We start from the raw sequence: 16168 nt of genomic DNA, 5'->3' as shown, positions 1-16168 counted from the left end.
TTAACACGTTTTTATTGGGGAAATATATGTTCAGACTCGTAGCTGCAATATTATTGCTGGCCGGGGCTTTCTGTAGCCAGGCTCAGGATTTAACCACGATGAACTGGGAACAGATTGTCGAACAGGCGAAAAAAGAAGGGAAATTAACCTGGTATCAATGGTATTACCAGGATCGTTTAAAAGAGCAGGTCAGCCTGTTTGAAAAACAGTACGGTATTAACGTTACCCTGTCTGAAGGCACACTGCAGGGCAATATTAATAAACTCATGGCTGACCGGGGAGAGGAAACCGGTGATATTGATGTGTTTTCGATTGGCGGGGGCGCATTCGGTACTGTATCGCCTCAGCAGACGTTTTTCGGCCCGATTAATACACTGCTGCCGGAAGGCAAAACCCTGAACTGCAATATTGAGGGAACGGACAGCAAAGGCTATGGCGTGGCATTCTGGGGCAACCAGACCGGTCTGGCCTACGATTCACGCCGCCTGAAAAAAAGTGAGCTGCCACGCACCCTGCCGCAGATCACGGCCTTCCTGCAAAGTCATCCTCAGGAATTTGGCTTCAACGTTGAAAACGGCGGATCCGGCCCGGCCTTTATTGAATCGGTGACGCGCACGCTGGTGCCGGGTTTTGACTTCACGAAAGGCGACGCGGATGTAAAAAGCCTGACGGCTCTGCAGCCCGCCTGGAACTGGTTCAAACAGCAGCGCCCCAACTACATCATTACGGCCTCCAACGCCGACAGCGTCACCCGACTGGTCAGCGGTGAATTCCTGCTGGTCCCCGCCTGGGAAGATTACCTGGTGGGATTAGAAAACCACGGTGAAGTCCCGAAAACGATCCGCCTGTATATCCCCGATTTCGGCATGCCCGGCGGCGGAAATATGGTGGCGATACCTAAAAACGCCCCCCATAAAGCGGCAGCGTTGCTGTTTATCCACTGGCTGACGCTGCCCGCCACCCAACGGCTGTTCCAGCAGGTGTATGGCATTACGCCTCAGAACAAAGAAGTGAATCGTGATGCCGGGCTGATCAACAGCAAAGAGCGCGTTCATAGCACCCGGTTCATGCCGAAACCGCTGGGTGATGAAGTCAGAACCGAATTTTCTAACCAGGTTTTGCTCAGGTAAACCTGCGATAAAACCCTAACAGAAGGTGAAGCCCGTAATGTCGACCCAAAAACACCCTGCACGCGTAGTGAACTCCCGCCTGATAGCTCATCGGGGAGCACCGCTACTGGCACCAGAAAACACGTTACCTTCGTTTCAGGCGGCCGTTGAACGTGGCGCGACGTGGATGGAGGTGGATGTCAAACTCACCAAAGATATGCACCCGGTCATTATTCATGACGACTCAGTGGACCGGACAACGAATGGCAAAGGCTATGTTGCGAATTTAACCCTGGATGAGATCCGGTCGCTGGAGGCGGGCGTGCGTTATGGCCACCTGTTCAGGGGCGTGAAAGTGCCTACGCTGGCTGAAACAGTCCGCTTTGTACTGGATAAAGGCGTCGGGCTGCAGCTGGAAATCAAACCCACCTCCGGGCAGGAAGTGGAAACGGCGGAAATTGCGATCGCTCAGCTGAAGTCACTGTGGCCCGCAGGCGAGAAGAAGTTATTTATCAGCAGCTTCTCGGAGATTTCGCTGCAGGTTGCCGCAACGCTTATGCCTGATGTACCGCGTGGGCTGGCGGTTTGCGTCCCGCCAAAAGATCCCGTGGCGCTCCTCGCCAGAACAGGTTGCCAGATCCTGCATTTCCTGGGTGACTTCGCGACGGATGAAGACCTGGCGCGACTGGCCCGTTCAGGTATTGAATTCGCGATTGCCACGGTCAATGACCCGGTTCTTGCCCGAAAATATATCGATGCGGGTGCACAAACGATATTAAGCGACATACCTGACTTAGCCTTTTAATAAAATATTCACCAGGAAACGTTCTGACAGACTGCAATAACACCAGGGGAAAGTCATTATAAAAAATGGCCATAGCCTTTATGGCCGCTATATCCATTTTATTATTGATTTATTCAATAAGACCACCGTGATATCGAAATGAACGCCGCTCTGAGCGGTAACATCCTCATGCTTCATTTAACGGATAAAGGTAGATGATATGCACAATAAAATAAAAATAGTCGCGCCGTATGCAATCTGTTGTCTGGTCTCATTTTCTGCATGCTCCGCCGAAATTTATAATAAAGACGGAAATAAGCTCGACCTGTACGGTAAAGTCGATGCCCGCCATGTTTTGTCAGATAATATTGCAGAAGATGGCGACAACTCTTATGCCCGCCTGGGTTTTAAAGGTGAGACGCAAATTAATGACAGGCTTAGCGGTTATGGTCAGTGGGAATATAATTTCCAGCTGAATCACAGTGAAGGCGGTAGCGACGCGCAAACGGGTAATGCCACACGTTTAGGGTTTGCCGGTCTGAAACTGGCCGACTTCGGCTCGTTCGATTATGGCCGTAGCTTTGGAGTCCTGTATGTTGCCTCTGCCTACACGGATATGGCGCCGATCTATGGTTCCGGCACCATGACCACCAACGATAATTTCCTGTCAAAACGCTCAACCGGCCTCGCAACCTGGCACTCTCCGGACTGGGGTGGATTAAAACTAACCCTGCAGTATCAGGGAAAAAATGACCGCGCAACCGCCAGACTGGCTAATGGGGATGGTTACGGCGCGGGTCTGACTTACAGCATTACCGATGGGCTGAGCATTGCGGCGGCTGGGATGAAAGCAAAACGGACGCTGACTCAGCAAGCTGACGCTCAGGGAGACGATGCCACCGCCTGGGTCACCTCTGCAAAATATGATGCCAGCCAGATCTATCTGGCCGCCATGTATGGCGAAGCCAATGACGTTACGCCTTATGGACAGCTGGCACAGGTCGCCGACAAAACCCATAACGTTGAGGCGATTGCGCAGTACCAGTTCCTGAACGGTTTGCGCCCCTCTGTCGGTTTTGTCACGCAGCGCGGCGAAAACCTGCAGGGCGCAGGGAATTTTGCCGGGGGCAGTCAGACGATGCAGAAATATATTGCGGTGGGCACCTATTACTATTTCAACAAGAACATGCTGACCTACGTGGACTACCGTATTAACTTGCTGAAGGAAAACGACTTTACGCGTGCCACCGGCATTACGACGAAAAACAGTATCGGTATGGGCCTGACCTATCAGTTCTGATCAGGCCGATCATGTTTTATGCGATATTGCTTCATTCCTGAACATCGCTCATTTAGCGAGGCTGGCAAATGCCGGCTTTTTTTACGTCAGCCGCAGGGGTAAGGATAACCGGGCCGTAACGTGCAGCGACGCACCGCGCCAGTGCAACTTAGCTAACCCGATCCAGCCAGCGAACATACGCCTGATCCCATAACGCTGCGGGCGTACCCGCCTTGCCCAGACCGAATCCATGTCCGCCTTTGCTGATCTGAATCAGCTCAACCGGCACGCGGTTACGACGACAGGTGTCGCGCATCAGCTCGGTGTTAAAGGGATTTGAGGTGTGATCGTCCTCGGCCTGCGCCAGAAACGTCGGCGGATACTGCCGGGTCACGTAGTTCTGCACTGACCAGTTCGCCTCATCCTGCGGCGTGGCATTTTTGCCCACCATCATCAGATGCGTGTTGGTGTGCTGATAAGGCGCTTCCAGCGTAATGACCGGATAGATCAGGCCGACGCTGTCGACTTTCGGCACCACTTCATCCAGCGGATCGATGGCCGGATAAGATTCAAAATCCGGCCGCGCCGCCGCCAGCCCCAGCAGATGTCCACCTGCCGAGAAGCCCAGCACATGCACCTTACGCTCGAAAGAGCGCACCAGCCGGATGGCGCGCTGCGCATCCTGCAAGGGTGCCAGCCGACCCGCCTGCCACTTCTCATGCGGCAACCGGTAACTGAGCACATAGGCGGTATAGCCACTGGCATTGAGCCAGCGCGCCACTGGCCAGGCTTCGCGTCCCATGCCAATCCAGCGATAGCCGCCACCCGCAGCAATTAATACCGCTTCGCCATTCGGATTTTCCGGTTTAAAGCGCTGAATCGCCGGGCTGACGATATTTGACCAGGAACCGCTGCTGTTAATATGCAACTGGCCGGATGGGCCGCCACCGCCGGGCGGATCATCCGGCCAGAGGGGAATAATGTCATCGCGGGCAAATAATTTGCCGGTGGTCATGGAGAGCCCGAGCGCTCCCGTGCCGAGAATAAAGCGTCGACGCGTAATCATAATGCCTGTTGTGTGATGCCTGAAATGTCAGCGAACCGTTGCGGTAGGCTAAAGAAGTATGAACAAATGCAAGTCTGGTGCCATGGCTGGCGATTATGTACGCAATGGCCCCAGGAAAGCCATAAAAAAACGCGCCCGGCAGGCGCGTTTTTATTTCATTCCGTGTGGTTAATCTTCCTGCTGGAACTGCGCCATCACGGCCTGCTCGCACTGCTGCTCGTTGACGCGCAGTTTGGCACGCTCATCGTCACCCAGTTGCAGCCAGGCACTGGCCACTTCACGCGCCGACTCTTCATCAAATTCGGGCTGATTCATCGCCGATGACGACTGACTGCTCGCCACTGACGATTTCATCTGTTCAACATATTGATCCGCACTCGCGACCTTTTTCTCGCCGCTGACAATGTGGCACAACTGACTGGCGTAAACATTCTGCTCAGTATCAGTGTCGTCCGCCGCCAGCGCGCTGCCGGTGGCGAGGATGCTCAGCAGCACTATCTGAGTCACTTTCATTTTTAACTCCTGTTCGTTCAGGTTAAACCTTGCGCTGAAGGGCTTCGATGCGCTTCTGACGCCAGTTCAGCAGCGGCGTCACGGTGGTGCCGTGAACCACCACGCTGCAGACCACCAGCGTTAACGCCATATTCGTCATAATTTCCATCTGCGGGCCTTGCATGCCGTGCGTCCAGGCATAGGCGATGTAGTTCAGGCTGCCAATCCCCCGGATGCCCAGCCAGCCAATCATCAGACGCTGCCCCAGCGGCAGTCCGGCGCGCACGGTCACCAGCCAGACGGCCAGCGGTCGCACTACCGCAAACAGCACCAGGCCAATCAGCACACCATAGATGTTCCAGTGCTGCGCCAGTGTGACGCCCAGCACCACCATCATGCCAGCCGCCAGTAAACGTTCAATAGTATCGCCAAAAGAGAGGGCGTCGCCTACTACAAACCCAATCGACTTCACCATATTGTTGTTGCCCTGATGCGCCAGACGTTTGTTAGGGTTCACCAGCGCCTCAGAGGGCAACACACGCTCGTCGTCAGAGAGATCTTCCGGCTGATGGCGACGGAACACGCCCAGCTCGGCACGGCGTAACCCCAGTCCGGCGGCGAAGGCGGCCAGGAAGCCGGAGGCACCCAGGTACTCCACCAGCGAATAACTCAGCGCTATCAGCGCCAGCGCCAGAAAATCATTGGGCGCAACGTCGCCATTCGCATTGCGCAGTCGGGTCGCCAGCATGCCGATCAATTGCCCCAGAACAAAGCCAATGATCAGACCGCCGCCAATCGCCCAGAGCACTTCGACCGCGCCCCAGTGCGCCAGCATCGCGCCACTCAGGCTTTCGCCATTGAACAGCAGCAGGGCCAGCATCAGCAGTGGCAGCGCGGAGCCATCGTTCATGCCCGCCTCGCTGGAGATCGCCACCCGCAGCGAGTCATCATCCTGCGCATCGTTGACCGAGATTAAGCTCGCCAGCACCGGATCGGTCGGCGCGACAATGGCCCCAAACGCCAGCGCAACCGGCCAGTCTAATCCCACCAGGAAATGCGCCAGCAGAGTCATTGCGGCAACCGTGAGCAGCATGGCGGGAAACGCCAGTTTCAGCCCGGTGTGCCAGCAGTTGTTCTGCAGCGGCTGACGCAGCTTGAGACCGGTGATAAACAGCGAGGCCGCCATGGTGATTTCAGTGATGTGGGCCACGGCTTCGGAATGGGTGACGATATCGAGGTGGATAACGTCAAATCCCCACGGGCCGCACAGCATGCCCGCGATAAGGAACAGACCAAATGAGGTGACTGGCCCCCGGTGAATCCAACCGGAAGCCAGCGACATCAGCAGCAGAAGGCCGCCCGTCGCTGCTGTCCAGGCTAAAAAGTTCATAACACTCCACAATATTTCGGGTTTATGAATAAGCCTGGCACATTTTTTGACGGGCGAGAGGTCAGTTTTTCAGGTGGCGACTGGCGAAGCGGACCGCGAGAGCCGCGGCACCAGCTAAGGTGGCGAGCGCAACCACGCCATTCCAGCCCCAGTGAGCCAGCGCCAGACTGCCCAGCGCCGCACCGGTCGCCATTCCGATAAACACCACGGTAAACAGCAGTGCATTCAGACGGCTACGTGCTTCCGGCGCCAGACCGTAGACCAGCGTCTGATGTGCTACCAGCGTAGCCTGCACGCCCAAATCAAAGCCGATGGTACAGACGACTATCAGCGCCAGCTGCGCAGGCACAGGCAGCAGCGGCAGCAGAAACATCAGCGCAAAAGAGATCGTCACCAGCCCGGCACCGGCCTGGGTGACTCTTGCCGGGCCGATTCGGTCAGCAAAACTGCCCGCCAGCGGTGCCGCCATCGCACCTGCAGCCCCGGCTAAACCAAAGGCACCAGCGACGGCACTGTCCAGATGAAAACGGTCACTGAGCATCAACGCCAGTGTTGACCAGAAGGCGCTGAAGGCTACAGAGAGCAGACCCTGAGCCAGCGCAGCCCGGCGCAGCGTCTGATGGTGACGCCACAGATGCACCAGCGACAGCAACAGACGCGGATAGCTCACCGAAGTACCGGGTGCGAAGCGCGGCAGCACCCGCCACAGCGTCAGCGTAATCAGCAGCACCGCCAGCGCGGCGATCATATACATGGTGCGCCAGCCGAAATACTCCGCCACCACCCCGCTGACCACCCGCGATAAGAGAATGCCGACCAGCAACCCGGTCATCACCGTGCCGACCGTTTTACCGCGGCTGCGTTCCGGGGCCAGCGCCGCCGACGCGGGCACAATATCCTGCGCCACGGTGGCGGTCAGGCCGGTGATAAAACTGGCAACCAGCAGCGCGCTGAGTCCGCCGGAAAAACCACACAGCAGCAGCGCCGCGACCAGCAGTAAGCCCTTGATAAAGATAATGGTGCGGCGGTCATGACGATCCCCCAGCGGGGCCAGCAGCAGAATACCCAGCGCATAGCCCGCCTGGGTCAGCATCGGCACCATGCCGACTGCGCCAATGCCGGCGTTAAACTGCCTGCTGATGATATCCAGCATCGGCTGGCTGTAGTAAATCGACGCCACGCTGAGTCCGGCACCGGCGGCCAGGGTAAACACCAGCGGCGTGGAGAGCGATTCATTTTGAGTCCGGGTCTGTATGGCTGACATGCTGTAATCCTCATCATTTCGTCCCACCATTAAAGCGCATCGCGGTTATACGCGGTAGACTGACATCAGGCAAAACCGTTATGCGTGGTACGTATGAATAACCCGAACAGCAGCGATCGCATCGACCTGATGCAGACCTTTATCCGTATCGTCGAGAGCGGCAGCTTATCCGCCGCCGCCGCCCAGCTCGGTACGACACAGCCCACCGTCAGCCGTCGGCTGCAGACCCTGGAGCAGCGTCTGGGGCTGAAGCTGATCCTGCGCACCACCCATGCGCTGAAACTGACCGATGATGGCGAACGCTGCTATGCCCAGGCGCGGCAGCTGCTGGCGACCTGGCATGCGCTGGAAGATGAGCTGACCGGCGCCAGCGCCGACCCGGTCGGTACGCTGCGGGTACGTGCCCCGCACGCCTTTGGTCAGGATCAGCTGATCGCTCCGCTGGTGGACTATCTGCACCGCTATCCCCGGCTCAATATCGAGTGGATGCTGAATGACCGCACGCCCGACTTTATGGCGGAGAATGTGGACTGCGCCATTCAGGTCGGCGCGCCGACCGATCCCTCGGTGGTGGCGGTGCTGCTGGCCGAAGTGCCGCGCATTGTGGTGGCCGCTCCGCATCTGCTGGCGCAGCATCCGCCGATAGAACAGATTGAACAGCTGCGCGATCTGCCGTGGCTGGCGCTGACCAGTTTTTACCGTAACGAAGTGGCGTTGCAGAAGATTGACGACGGTCAGCCGGTGAACCTGGCGATTACGCCGCGGCTGAGCAGCGACAGTTTATACGCGGTGCGCAAAGCGGCGCTGGCGGGAATGGGCGCGGCGATTGTCTCCTCATGGGCAGTGCAGGAAGATTTAGCGGATGGCGGCCTGGTTCAGCTGATGCCTGCGTGGCAGGCACCGCCGCTTCCGGTGTGGCTGACCTATCCCTGGGCGAGTTACTACCCGGCCAGGCTGCAGCACTTTTTTGCGATGATCAAAGAGGTGATGCCGCAACTGGCAGGCACGCGTCCGGCCTCGCAGCCAGCGGATCGTTCAGGGGGAACAGAGCGGAAAGGATAAAGCAGGCGCCCGCGTCAGCGGGTCGCCAGAGGGAGAAATTTACTTTTTATCGTAGCGCGACATTTTGTCCAGCCAGCCCATTACAAAGGCGGAAAGCACAAAGGTCAGGTGGATAATCACGTACCACATCAGCTTGTCGTTTTCGACGTTGCGCGCTTCCATAAACACCCGCAGCAGGTGAATCGAGGAGATGGCGACGATGGAGGCCGCGACTTTGTTTTTCAGCGAGCCGGAGTCCATCTTGCCCAGCCAGCTCAGCTTCTCTTTGTCTTCGTCGATATCGAGCTTAGAAATGAAGTTCTCATAACCCGACAGCATCACCATCACCAGCAGGCCGCCAACCAGCGTCATGTCCACCAGCGACAGCAGCAGCAGGATCAGATCGTTTTCCGCAATGCTGAAAATGTTGGGCAGCAGGTGGAAAATTTCCTGGAAAAATTTAATGGTCAGCGCCAGCAATCCCAGCGAAAGTCCAATGTAAACCGGAGCCAGCAACCAGCGCGATGCATACATCAGGTTTTCGGTAAAACGTTCCATACGGTCCCACATGTTAACAAACAGGACCGGGAGTATAACCGATTCACTGTGAAGTTATTTCAGCCCTTCGTCAGAAATTTCAGGGGCGGGCGGCAGCGGCAGCGAGAGACGAAATGCCGCGCCACCTTCGGGCCGGTTTTCGGCCCAGATCTGGCCGCCGTGGCTCTCGATAATGGTTTTACAGATCGCCAGACCCAGCCCGACGCCCGGCACCGCCGACTCTTTATTGCCGCGCCAGAACTTATCGAATATCCGGGTTAAATCCTCTTCGGCAATGCCCGGTCCGCTGTCCCAGACCGCGATCTCCAGCCGTGTCGTTGCCCGCCAGGCGCGAATGCCACGTGGGGCGCTGTTACCGGCATACTTCAGGCTGTTCTCTATCAGGTTAGTGAAGACCCGCTCCAGCAGCGTGCTGTCGCCTTTGATCAGCACGATGTCGTCCGGCAGATCGAGCTGGACCTCATGCCCTTTCAGCGACGGTGCCATGCTGCTCAGCGCGCCGCCGATCACCTCTTCCAGCGCCAGCCACTCTTCCCGCAGATTAAGGCCGCCCGACTGAATGCGCGCCATATCCAGCATGTTGCTCACCAGCCGGATGGTGCTCAGCGTCTGCTCGCGGATCTGGCTGGCCTGCGGCACATATTTTGAGTTATCGCTGGCCAGGTCGAGCATCAGCATTTCCGCCTGACCAAACAGCACGGTCAGCGGGGTGCGCAGGTCGTGCGACAGCGCTGACAGCAGCGCATTGCGCAGCTGTTCACGCTCTGCCGAAAGCCGGGAGGCCGCCTCGCTGTGCGACAGCGCCATCCGCTCCAGGGCGTTGGCGATCAGCACGGTAAAGGTTTCGACCAGCCGCTGCTGTTCGGGGATCATCAGCTGACGCAGGTTCTGCGGCTCCACCACCAGCAAACCCCGGCAGTGCGCACCACTTTTCAGCGGCAGGATCTGATAAGGCACCGCCGGTAAGGTATCGGTGCCCGCGCCCGCAGGCTGGCCTTTGCTGTAACTCCATTTCGCAATCGCGCGATCCGGCTCGCTGGCCGGTAACGCATCGCCTACCGGTTTCAGCTCGCCCTGCTCATCCGGCAGCAGCAGCAGGCAGCGCGCCTGCAGGGTGGCGTCGAGCACCCGCTGACTGGTGGCGGCGATATCCTGCGGCGTTAACGCGCTGCCCAGCGATTTCGCCATTTCATAGAGCTGGCGCGCCCGTTGTTCACGGTAGCGCGCCACGCGCGCCTGGTAACGCACGCCTGCCGTAAGATTGCCGACGATCACGCCGACCGCCAGCATCACGCCAAAGGTCACCAGATATTGCAGGTCGGAAACCGCCACCGTGCCGGTGGGGGCCACAAAGAAGAGGTCGAAGGCGATGATGTTCATCACCGTGGCGATCACCGACGGCCAGCGGCCATAGCGCAGCGCCACGATCACCACCGCCAGCAGATAGATCATCACGCAGTTGGCGGGATCGAAACTGATCAGCACCGACTGTCCGGCCACGGTCACCAGAATGCAGAGCACCAGCGCCATCATCACGCCGCGCAGCTGAATACGCCATTTCTCGCTGTTGACGCGGCCATCCGGCAGCGGATGCGGCGCATCTTTCAGCGGCTCATCCAGCGCGACGACCAGCAGGTCAAGATCGGGACCCAGCTGACCCAGACGCTCGGCAAAACTGTCACGCCGCCAGCGCCGCAGCGGGCGACGGCCGGTGACGATTTTGCCCAGATTGTGTTCGCGGGCGTAGCCCAGTACCGCTTCCGCTTCATCCGGTTCTGAGAGGGTGGCGGTTTCCGCGCCCAGCTCCTGCGCCAGCTGTAACGTGCGCAGGATTGCCCGTCGCCGCGCTTCCGGCAGCCGGTTGAGCCGGGGCGTTTCGACATAGACCGCGTGCCATTCACTGCCGAGTCGCGCCGCCAGTCGGGCAGCGGTCCGGACCAGCTTTTCACTGCCGCTGTCGTCGCCAATGCAGAGCAGAATGGCGTCGCGGGTGTGCCAGACGCGTTCCCGTCCCTGCTGATCGCGCCAGGCGCGCATCTGATCATCGACCCGGTCGGCGGTGCGACGCAGAGCCAGCTCACGCAGGGCGAAGAGATTACCTTTGCGGAAAAAGTTCTCGATGGCGCGCTCAGCGCGGTCGCCGATATAGACTTTGCCCTCTTTCAGCCGCTGCCGCAGATCGTCCGGCGGCAGATCGACCAGCACCACTTCGTCGGCGCTGTCGAAAAAGGGATCGGGTACGGTTTCGCGCACCTGAATGCCGGTGACGCCGCCGACCACATCGTTGAGGCTCTCAAGGTGCTGCACGTTGACGGTGGTCAGGACGTCGATACCCGCTTCCAGCAGCTCCTCGATATCCTGCCAGCGCTTGGGATGGCGCGAGCCCTTGACGTTGGTGTGCGCCAGCTCATCCATCAGGATCACGGCCGGATGGCGGGCCAGCGCGGCATCGAGGTCAAACTCCGCATGACGCGAACGGCCGGTGGCGCGACGCGGCAGCAGGGTTAATCCTGTCAGCAGCTGGGCGGTTTCCGGCCGTTCATGGGTCTCTACCACGCCAATCAGCACATCCAGACCCTGCGCACGCAGCCGCTGTGCCTCCTGCAGCATGGCGTAGGTTTTGCCCACGCCGGCACAGGCACCAAAGTAGATTTTCAGCTGCCCGCGATGCGTTTCGCGGTTAGCCTGCAGCAGCGCGTCGGGATCGGGACGCTGAGGTTCGTCGTGGTTCATCGCTTCCTTAACACCATCATTGCAGTTCGTTGAGCGCCATATTCAGCTGTAACACGTTGACGGTCGGTGTGCCGAGGAATGGCATCAGCGGACGATGCGTCATCTTTTCAATCAGCGCCTCGACCTGGGCGACCGGCACCTTGCGGCTGGCGGCGACACGCTGGGCCTGCCAGAGAGCCGCCTGCGGCGGAATATCCGGGTCCAGTCCGCTGGCGGAAGCGGTCACCAGCTCCACCGGTACGGCTGCCGGCGCCTGCGGGTTCGCGGCCCGCAGCGCAGCGACGCGGTCGGCTACCGCTTTATCCAGCGCCGGGTTGCTGGCGGCCAGGTTGCTGCCGCCTGAGGAGAGCGGGTTATACGGTTTATCACCGGTGGCTGAAGGACGGCCCCAGAAATAGCCGGGCTGGGTAAAGTTCTGGCCAATCAGGGCGGACCCGCGCGCCACGCCATCTTCCTCCAGCAGCGAGCCGCTGGACTGTGATGGAAACAGCCACTGCGCCAGACCGGTGGTGAGCAAAGGATAAACCACGCCGGTGACAAGCGTAAGCAGCAACAACAGTAAAATTGCCGGACGTAACTGACTCATTTTTCTCTCCTCAGGCCATGCCTGAAAGCACTAACAGCAAATCGATCGCTTTGATGCCGACAAACGGCACCAGCAGGCCACCCAGACCGTAAATCAGCAGGTTGCGGCGCAACAGCGCAGCGGCGCTCAGTGGGCGGTAGCTGACGCCTTTCAGGGCCAGCGGGATCAGGAACACAATCACCAGGGCGTTAAAGATCACCGCCGACAGAATCGCGCTGGCGGGCGAGTGCAGCTGCATCACGTTGAGCATGTTGAGCTGCGGATAGGTCGCCGCAAACGCCGCCGGAATAATGGCGAAATACTTCGCCACGTCGTTGGCGATACTGAAGGTGGTCAGCGAACCGCGCGTCATCAGCATCTGTTTACCGATGTGTACCACTTCCAGCAGCTTGGTCGGGTTCGAGTCGAGATCGACCATGTTGCCCGCCTCTTTTGCCGCCTGCGTACCGGAGTTCATCGCTACCGCCACATCCGCCTGCGCCAGGGCAGGCGCATCGTTGGTGCCGTCGCCGGTCATCGCCACTAAACGTCCTTCTGCCTGATACTGGCGGATCAGCGCCAGCTTGGCTTCGGGTGTGGCCTCGGACAGGAAGTCATCCACGCCCGCTTCTGCAGCAATCGCCGCGGCGGTCAGCGGGTTATCGCCGGTGATCATCACCGTTTTGATGCCCATTTTGCGCAGTTCGGCAAAACGCTCTTTGATGCCGCCTTTCACGATATCTTTCAGCGCCACCACGCCCAGCACGTTCGCGCCCTCTGACACCACCAGCGGCGTCCCGCCACTGCGTGCCACCTCTTCCACCTGCGCATTGACCTCGGCCGGGAAACGACCGTGGTTGGCTTCGATATGGCGACGAACGGCATCGACCGCGCCTTTGCGGATCAACCGATCCTGCACATTCACGCCACTCATGCGGGTCTGGGCGGAGAACGGAATAAAGCTGGCACCCATGCTGCTGAGATCGCGCTCACGCAGATTGAATCGCTGCTTCGCCAGCACCACGATGCTGCGGCCTTCCGGCGTTTCATCCGCCAGCGAGGCGAGCTGCGCGGCGTCGGCCAGCTGCTCTTCACTGACGCCCGGCGCGGGCAGGAACTGGGTCGCCTGACGGTTACCCAGCGTGATGGTGCCGGTTTTGTCCAGCATCAGCACATCCACATCGCCGGCGGCTTCGACCGCACGTCCGCTGGTCGCAATGACGTTAGCACCCAGCATCCGGCTCATCCCCGCCACACCAATCGCCGACAGCAGGCCGCCGATAGTGGTCGGGATCAGACAGACCAGCAGCGCCACCAGCACGGTGATGCTGACCGGCGTTCCGCCCCATGCCGAGAACGGCCAGAGCGTCACGGTCGCCAGCAGGAACACGATGGTCAGTGAGACCAGCAGGATGGTCAGGGCAATCTCATTCGGGGTTTTGCGGCGTTTCGCGCCTTCCACCATGGCGATCATCCGGTCAAGGAAGGTTTCGCCAGGGTTGGCGCTACAGGTGATCACCAGCCAGTCAGAGAGAATGCGCGTACCGCCTGTCACAGAGGCGAAGTCACCGCCTGATTCACGGATGACCGGTGCAGATTCACCGGTAATGGCGCTCTCATCCACTGAGGCACCGCCCTCCATCACTTCACCGTCACAGGGAATGATGTCGCCCGCTTCTACCAGCACCGCATCGCCTTTGCGCAGCTCATCGGCACTGACCTGATGCCACTCGGCACCATAGCGCGCTGATGCCAGTTTTTTGGCAAAGCTGGTTTTTTTCACCCCTTTCAGGCTGCTGGCCTGGGCCTTACTGCGCCCTTCTGCCAGCGCCTCCGCCAGGTTGGCGAACAGCACGGTGAACCAGAGCCAGACCGCAATCGACCCGGTAAAGCTGGCGCTGCCGCTGATGCGTCCGGTCAGCATGGCCACCGCCAGCAGCGAGGTCAGAATGCTGCCGAGGTAGACCACAAACATCACCGGGTTACGGAACTGTACCCGAGGATCGAGCTTTTTCACCGCATCCCAGGCCGAGGTACGCAGCAGGGCTGCGTCAAATAACGCCTGTTGTTGACGACTCATGAGGATTGTCCCTGAACAAGTTGCAGATGCTCAGCCACCGGGCCCAGCGCCAGAGCAGGAATAAAGGTCAGTGCACCCACCAGCAGCACCGTACCGATCAGCAGTGCAATAAACAGCGGACCGTGCGTTGGCAGCGTGCCGTTACCCACCGGCTGCACTTTTTTCACCGCCATCGCACCGGCAATCGCCATCACCGGAATGATGATGCCGAAGCGGCCCAGCAGCATGCAGACAGCCAGTAACAGGTTCCAGAACGGCGTGTTAGCACTCAGTCCGGCAAAGGCGCTGCCGTTGTTGTTAGCCGCCGAGGAGACCGCGTAAAGCACCTCACTGAAGCCGTGAATGCCGGGGTTCGCCATTGCGCTGCGTCCGGCGTCGGTCATCATCGCCAGGGCGGTGCCGATCAGCACCAGCGCCGGGGTGACCAGAATCGCCAGCGCGGTCATTTTCATTTCCCACACATCGACTTTTTTACCCAGGAACTCCGGGGTACGGCCAATCATCAGCCCGGCGATAAACACCGCCAGCAGTACAAACAGCAGCATGCCGTAGAGACCGGCACCGACGCCGCCAAAGATCACTTCGCCCAGCTGCATCAGCCACATCGGCACCATGCCGCCCAGCGCGGTAAAGGAGTCGTGCATGGCATTGACCGCACCGCATGAAGCCGCGGTGGTGATGACCGCGAACAGGCTGCTGTTAAGAATGCCAAAGCGCGTCTCTTTGCCTTCCATGTTGACGGCGCTGTCGGCCCCCAGCTGGAGGAAGTGCGGGTTGCCCTGCAGTTCGGCCCACATCACGACCGCGACCGCCGCCACAAACATCAGCGTCATCGCCCACAGCAGCATGTGGCCCTGACGACGGTCACGCACGCTTTCACCAAACGCGAAGCAGAGCGCGGCCGGGATCAGGAAGATGCTCAGCATCTGCACCAGGTTCGTCAGCACCGTCGGGTTTTCAAACGGATGAGCGGAGTTGGCGTTAAAGAAGCCGCCACCGTTGGTGCCCAGCATTTTGATCGCTTCCTGCGACGCTACCGGTCCCATCGACAGCGTCTGCTGCACGCCTTCCAGCGTGGAGAAGCTGTGATAAGGGGCGAAGTTCTGAATGCTGCCCTGGCTGACAAAGAACAGCGCCATCAGCAGGCTGATCGGCAGTAAGACATAGAGCGTGATGCGGGTCAGGTCGCGCCAGGCGTTACCCAGGGTTGCAGAGCTGCGATTGGCAAAGCCACGGATCAGCGCAAAGGCGACGGCGATACCGGTCGCGGCAGAGAGGAAGTTCTGCACCGTCAGGCCTACCATCTGACTGAAATAGCTCAGGGTGCTTTCGCCGCTGTAGGACTGCCAGTTGGTGTTGGTCACGAAGCTCACGGCGGTGTTGAGCGCCAGATGCCAGCTCAGGCCAGGCAGCTGCTGAGGATTCAGCGGCAGCGAGCCCTGCAACAGCAACATCGCCAGCAGCACCACGAAGCCCAGCGCGTTGAACAGCAGGATCGCCAGCAGGTAGTGAGGCCAGCGCATATCCGATTCCTGCGCGCCCAGCAGTCGCCACAGCGGCGCTTCCAGGCGGGCAAATACCGGCTTGTCAGCCACTAACGAGGCCAGGCCCCGTCCAAGCGGCTGCGCCAGCACCATCAGCAGCACCAGATAAAATGCGATGAGTAAAAAAGCATTGGCCGCCATCAGAAGGCCTCCGCATTTAACAGGGCATAGATCAGATAGCCCAGCAACAACACCACCAGCACAATGCCAGTTATTACGCCCACGCTCACAGGAACCTCCAGAGGATTGGATTTATGGCTTAG

General features: G+C 59.2%; 14 protein-coding genes. 4 read left to right on the top strand and 10 right to left on the bottom strand.

Annotated elements, in window-relative coordinates:
- The first annotated feature begins 26 nt into the window (after nt 1-26).
- The 3 genes from PU624_RS05100 (at nt 27) to PU624_RS05090 (ending at nt 3193) form a co-directional block, all read left to right on the top strand.
- Nucleotides 27-1130, top strand: coding sequence for an extracellular solute-binding protein (locus PU624_RS05100; protein WP_283546820.1), 1104 nt, complete (start codon nt 27-29; stop codon nt 1128-1130).
- A gap of 37 nt (nt 1131-1167) precedes the next feature.
- On the top strand, nt 1168-1914 hold the full coding sequence (locus PU624_RS05095) for a glycerophosphodiester phosphodiesterase family protein (protein WP_283546819.1): 747 nt from the start codon (nt 1168-1170) through the stop codon (nt 1912-1914).
- A gap of 199 nt (nt 1915-2113) precedes the next feature.
- Nucleotides 2114-3193 (top strand): porin, encoded by a 1080-nt coding sequence (locus PU624_RS05090; protein ID WP_283546818.1) that lies wholly within the window; start codon nt 2114-2116, stop codon nt 3191-3193.
- A gap of 148 nt (nt 3194-3341) precedes the next feature.
- Here PU624_RS05090 and PU624_RS05085 read toward each other — a convergent pair whose 3' ends face one another.
- From PU624_RS05085 to PU624_RS05070, 4 genes are all read right to left on the bottom strand, one after another.
- Nucleotides 3342-4238, bottom strand: a complete 897-nt coding sequence (locus PU624_RS05085; RefSeq protein WP_033734349.1) for an alpha/beta hydrolase — start codon at nt 4236-4238, stop codon at nt 3342-3344.
- 168 nt (nt 4239-4406) lie between these two features.
- The gene (locus tag PU624_RS05080; protein ID WP_090966944.1) at nt 4407-4751 is read right to left on the bottom strand and encodes a hypothetical protein; all 345 of its coding nucleotides are present in this window, start codon (nt 4749-4751) and stop codon (nt 4407-4409) included.
- Between the two features lie 22 nt (nt 4752-4773).
- Nucleotides 4774-6120, bottom strand: a complete 1347-nt coding sequence (locus PU624_RS05075) for a cation:proton antiporter (protein ID WP_283546817.1) — start codon at nt 6118-6120, stop codon at nt 4774-4776.
- A 61-nt stretch (nt 6121-6181) separates the two neighbouring features.
- Nucleotides 6182-7384, bottom strand: coding sequence for an MFS transporter (locus tag PU624_RS05070; protein ID WP_283546816.1), 1203 nt, complete (start codon nt 7382-7384; stop codon nt 6182-6184).
- 93 nt (nt 7385-7477) lie between these two features.
- Here PU624_RS05070 and PU624_RS05065 point away from each other — a divergent pair, with 93 nt between their 5' ends.
- Nucleotides 7478-8446 (top strand): LysR family transcriptional regulator, encoded by a 969-nt coding sequence (locus tag PU624_RS05065; RefSeq protein WP_283546815.1) that lies wholly within the window; start codon nt 7478-7480, stop codon nt 8444-8446.
- Between the two features lie 39 nt (nt 8447-8485).
- On the opposite strand, the gene PU624_RS05060 is transcribed toward PU624_RS05065, so the two are convergent.
- From PU624_RS05060 to kdpF, 6 genes are read right to left on the bottom strand one after another with little or no spacing between them, the layout of a single operon-like run.
- Entirely contained in the window at nt 8486-8983 is a 498-nt protein-coding gene (locus PU624_RS05060) for a TIGR00645 family protein (RefSeq protein ID WP_003852093.1), read from the bottom strand.
- A 54-nt stretch (nt 8984-9037) separates the two neighbouring features.
- Nucleotides 9038-11716, bottom strand: coding sequence for a two-component system sensor histidine kinase KdpD (gene kdpD, locus PU624_RS05055; protein ID WP_283546814.1), 2679 nt, complete (start codon nt 11714-11716; stop codon nt 9038-9040).
- 16 nt (nt 11717-11732) lie between these two features.
- Complete coding sequence (kdpC, locus tag PU624_RS05050; RefSeq protein ID WP_283546813.1) at nt 11733-12302, bottom strand: potassium-transporting ATPase subunit KdpC; 570 nt, start codon at nt 12300-12302, stop codon at nt 11733-11735.
- 10 nt (nt 12303-12312) lie between these two features.
- The gene (gene kdpB / locus PU624_RS05045; protein ID WP_283546812.1) at nt 12313-14361 is read right to left on the bottom strand and encodes a potassium-transporting ATPase subunit KdpB; all 2049 of its coding nucleotides are present in this window, start codon (nt 14359-14361) and stop codon (nt 12313-12315) included.
- Nucleotides 14358-16046: a potassium-transporting ATPase subunit KdpA gene (gene kdpA, locus PU624_RS05040; RefSeq protein ID WP_283546811.1), complete on the bottom strand. Its 1689-nt coding sequence runs from the start codon at nt 16044-16046 to the stop codon at nt 14358-14360. Before kdpA ends, kdpB begins: the two co-directional genes overlap by 4 nt.
- On the bottom strand, nt 16046-16135 hold the full coding sequence (kdpF, locus tag PU624_RS05035; protein WP_010253443.1) for a K(+)-transporting ATPase subunit F: 90 nt from the start codon (nt 16133-16135) through the stop codon (nt 16046-16048). The genes kdpA and kdpF overlap by 1 nt, the downstream gene beginning before the upstream one ends.
- Nucleotides 16136-16168 lie beyond the last annotated feature (33 nt).

Origin of the sequence: Pantoea sp. Lij88, from assembly GCF_030062155.1 — a bacterium.
In the GTDB taxonomy this organism is placed as follows: domain Bacteria; phylum Pseudomonadota; class Gammaproteobacteria; order Enterobacterales; family Enterobacteriaceae; genus Pantoea.
The sequence above is the reverse complement of the archived record's forward strand: the minus strand, read 5'-3'. Positions and strand labels throughout refer to the sequence as shown.

What these genes read in the sequence shown, in the direction of transcription:
- kdpA (WP_283546811.1), bottom strand. Translation starts at nt 16,046, where the DNA reads ATGGCGGCCAATGCTTTTTTACTCATCGCATTTTATCTGGTGCTGCTG.
- PU624_RS05080 (WP_090966944.1), bottom strand. Translation starts at nt 4,751, where the DNA reads ATGAAAGTGACTCAGATAGTGCTGCTGAGCATCCTCGCCACCGGCAGC.
- kdpB (WP_283546812.1), bottom strand. Translation starts at nt 14,361, where the DNA reads ATGAGTCGTCAACAACAGGCGTTATTTGACGCAGCCCTGCTGCGTACC.
- PU624_RS05070 (WP_283546816.1), bottom strand. Translation starts at nt 7,384, where the DNA reads ATGTCAGCCATACAGACCCGGACTCAAAATGAATCGCTCTCCACGCCG.
- kdpD (WP_283546814.1), bottom strand. Translation starts at nt 11,716, where the DNA reads ATGAACCACGACGAACCTCAGCGTCCCGATCCCGACGCGCTGCTGCAG.
- PU624_RS05060 (WP_003852093.1), bottom strand. Translation starts at nt 8,983, where the DNA reads ATGGAACGTTTTACCGAAAACCTGATGTATGCATCGCGCTGGTTGCTG.
- kdpC (WP_283546813.1), bottom strand. Translation starts at nt 12,302, where the DNA reads ATGAGTCAGTTACGTCCGGCAATTTTACTGTTGTTGCTGCTTACGCTT.
- PU624_RS05100 (WP_283546820.1), top strand. Translation starts at nt 27, where the DNA reads ATGTTCAGACTCGTAGCTGCAATATTATTGCTGGCCGGGGCTTTCTGT.
- PU624_RS05095 (WP_283546819.1), top strand. Translation starts at nt 1,168, where the DNA reads ATGTCGACCCAAAAACACCCTGCACGCGTAGTGAACTCCCGCCTGATA.
- PU624_RS05075 (WP_283546817.1), bottom strand. Translation starts at nt 6,120, where the DNA reads ATGAACTTTTTAGCCTGGACAGCAGCGACGGGCGGCCTTCTGCTGCTG.
- PU624_RS05085 (WP_033734349.1), bottom strand. Translation starts at nt 4,238, where the DNA reads ATGATTACGCGTCGACGCTTTATTCTCGGCACGGGAGCGCTCGGGCTC.
- PU624_RS05065 (WP_283546815.1), top strand. Translation starts at nt 7,478, where the DNA reads ATGAATAACCCGAACAGCAGCGATCGCATCGACCTGATGCAGACCTTT.
- PU624_RS05090 (WP_283546818.1), top strand. Translation starts at nt 2,114, where the DNA reads ATGCACAATAAAATAAAAATAGTCGCGCCGTATGCAATCTGTTGTCTG.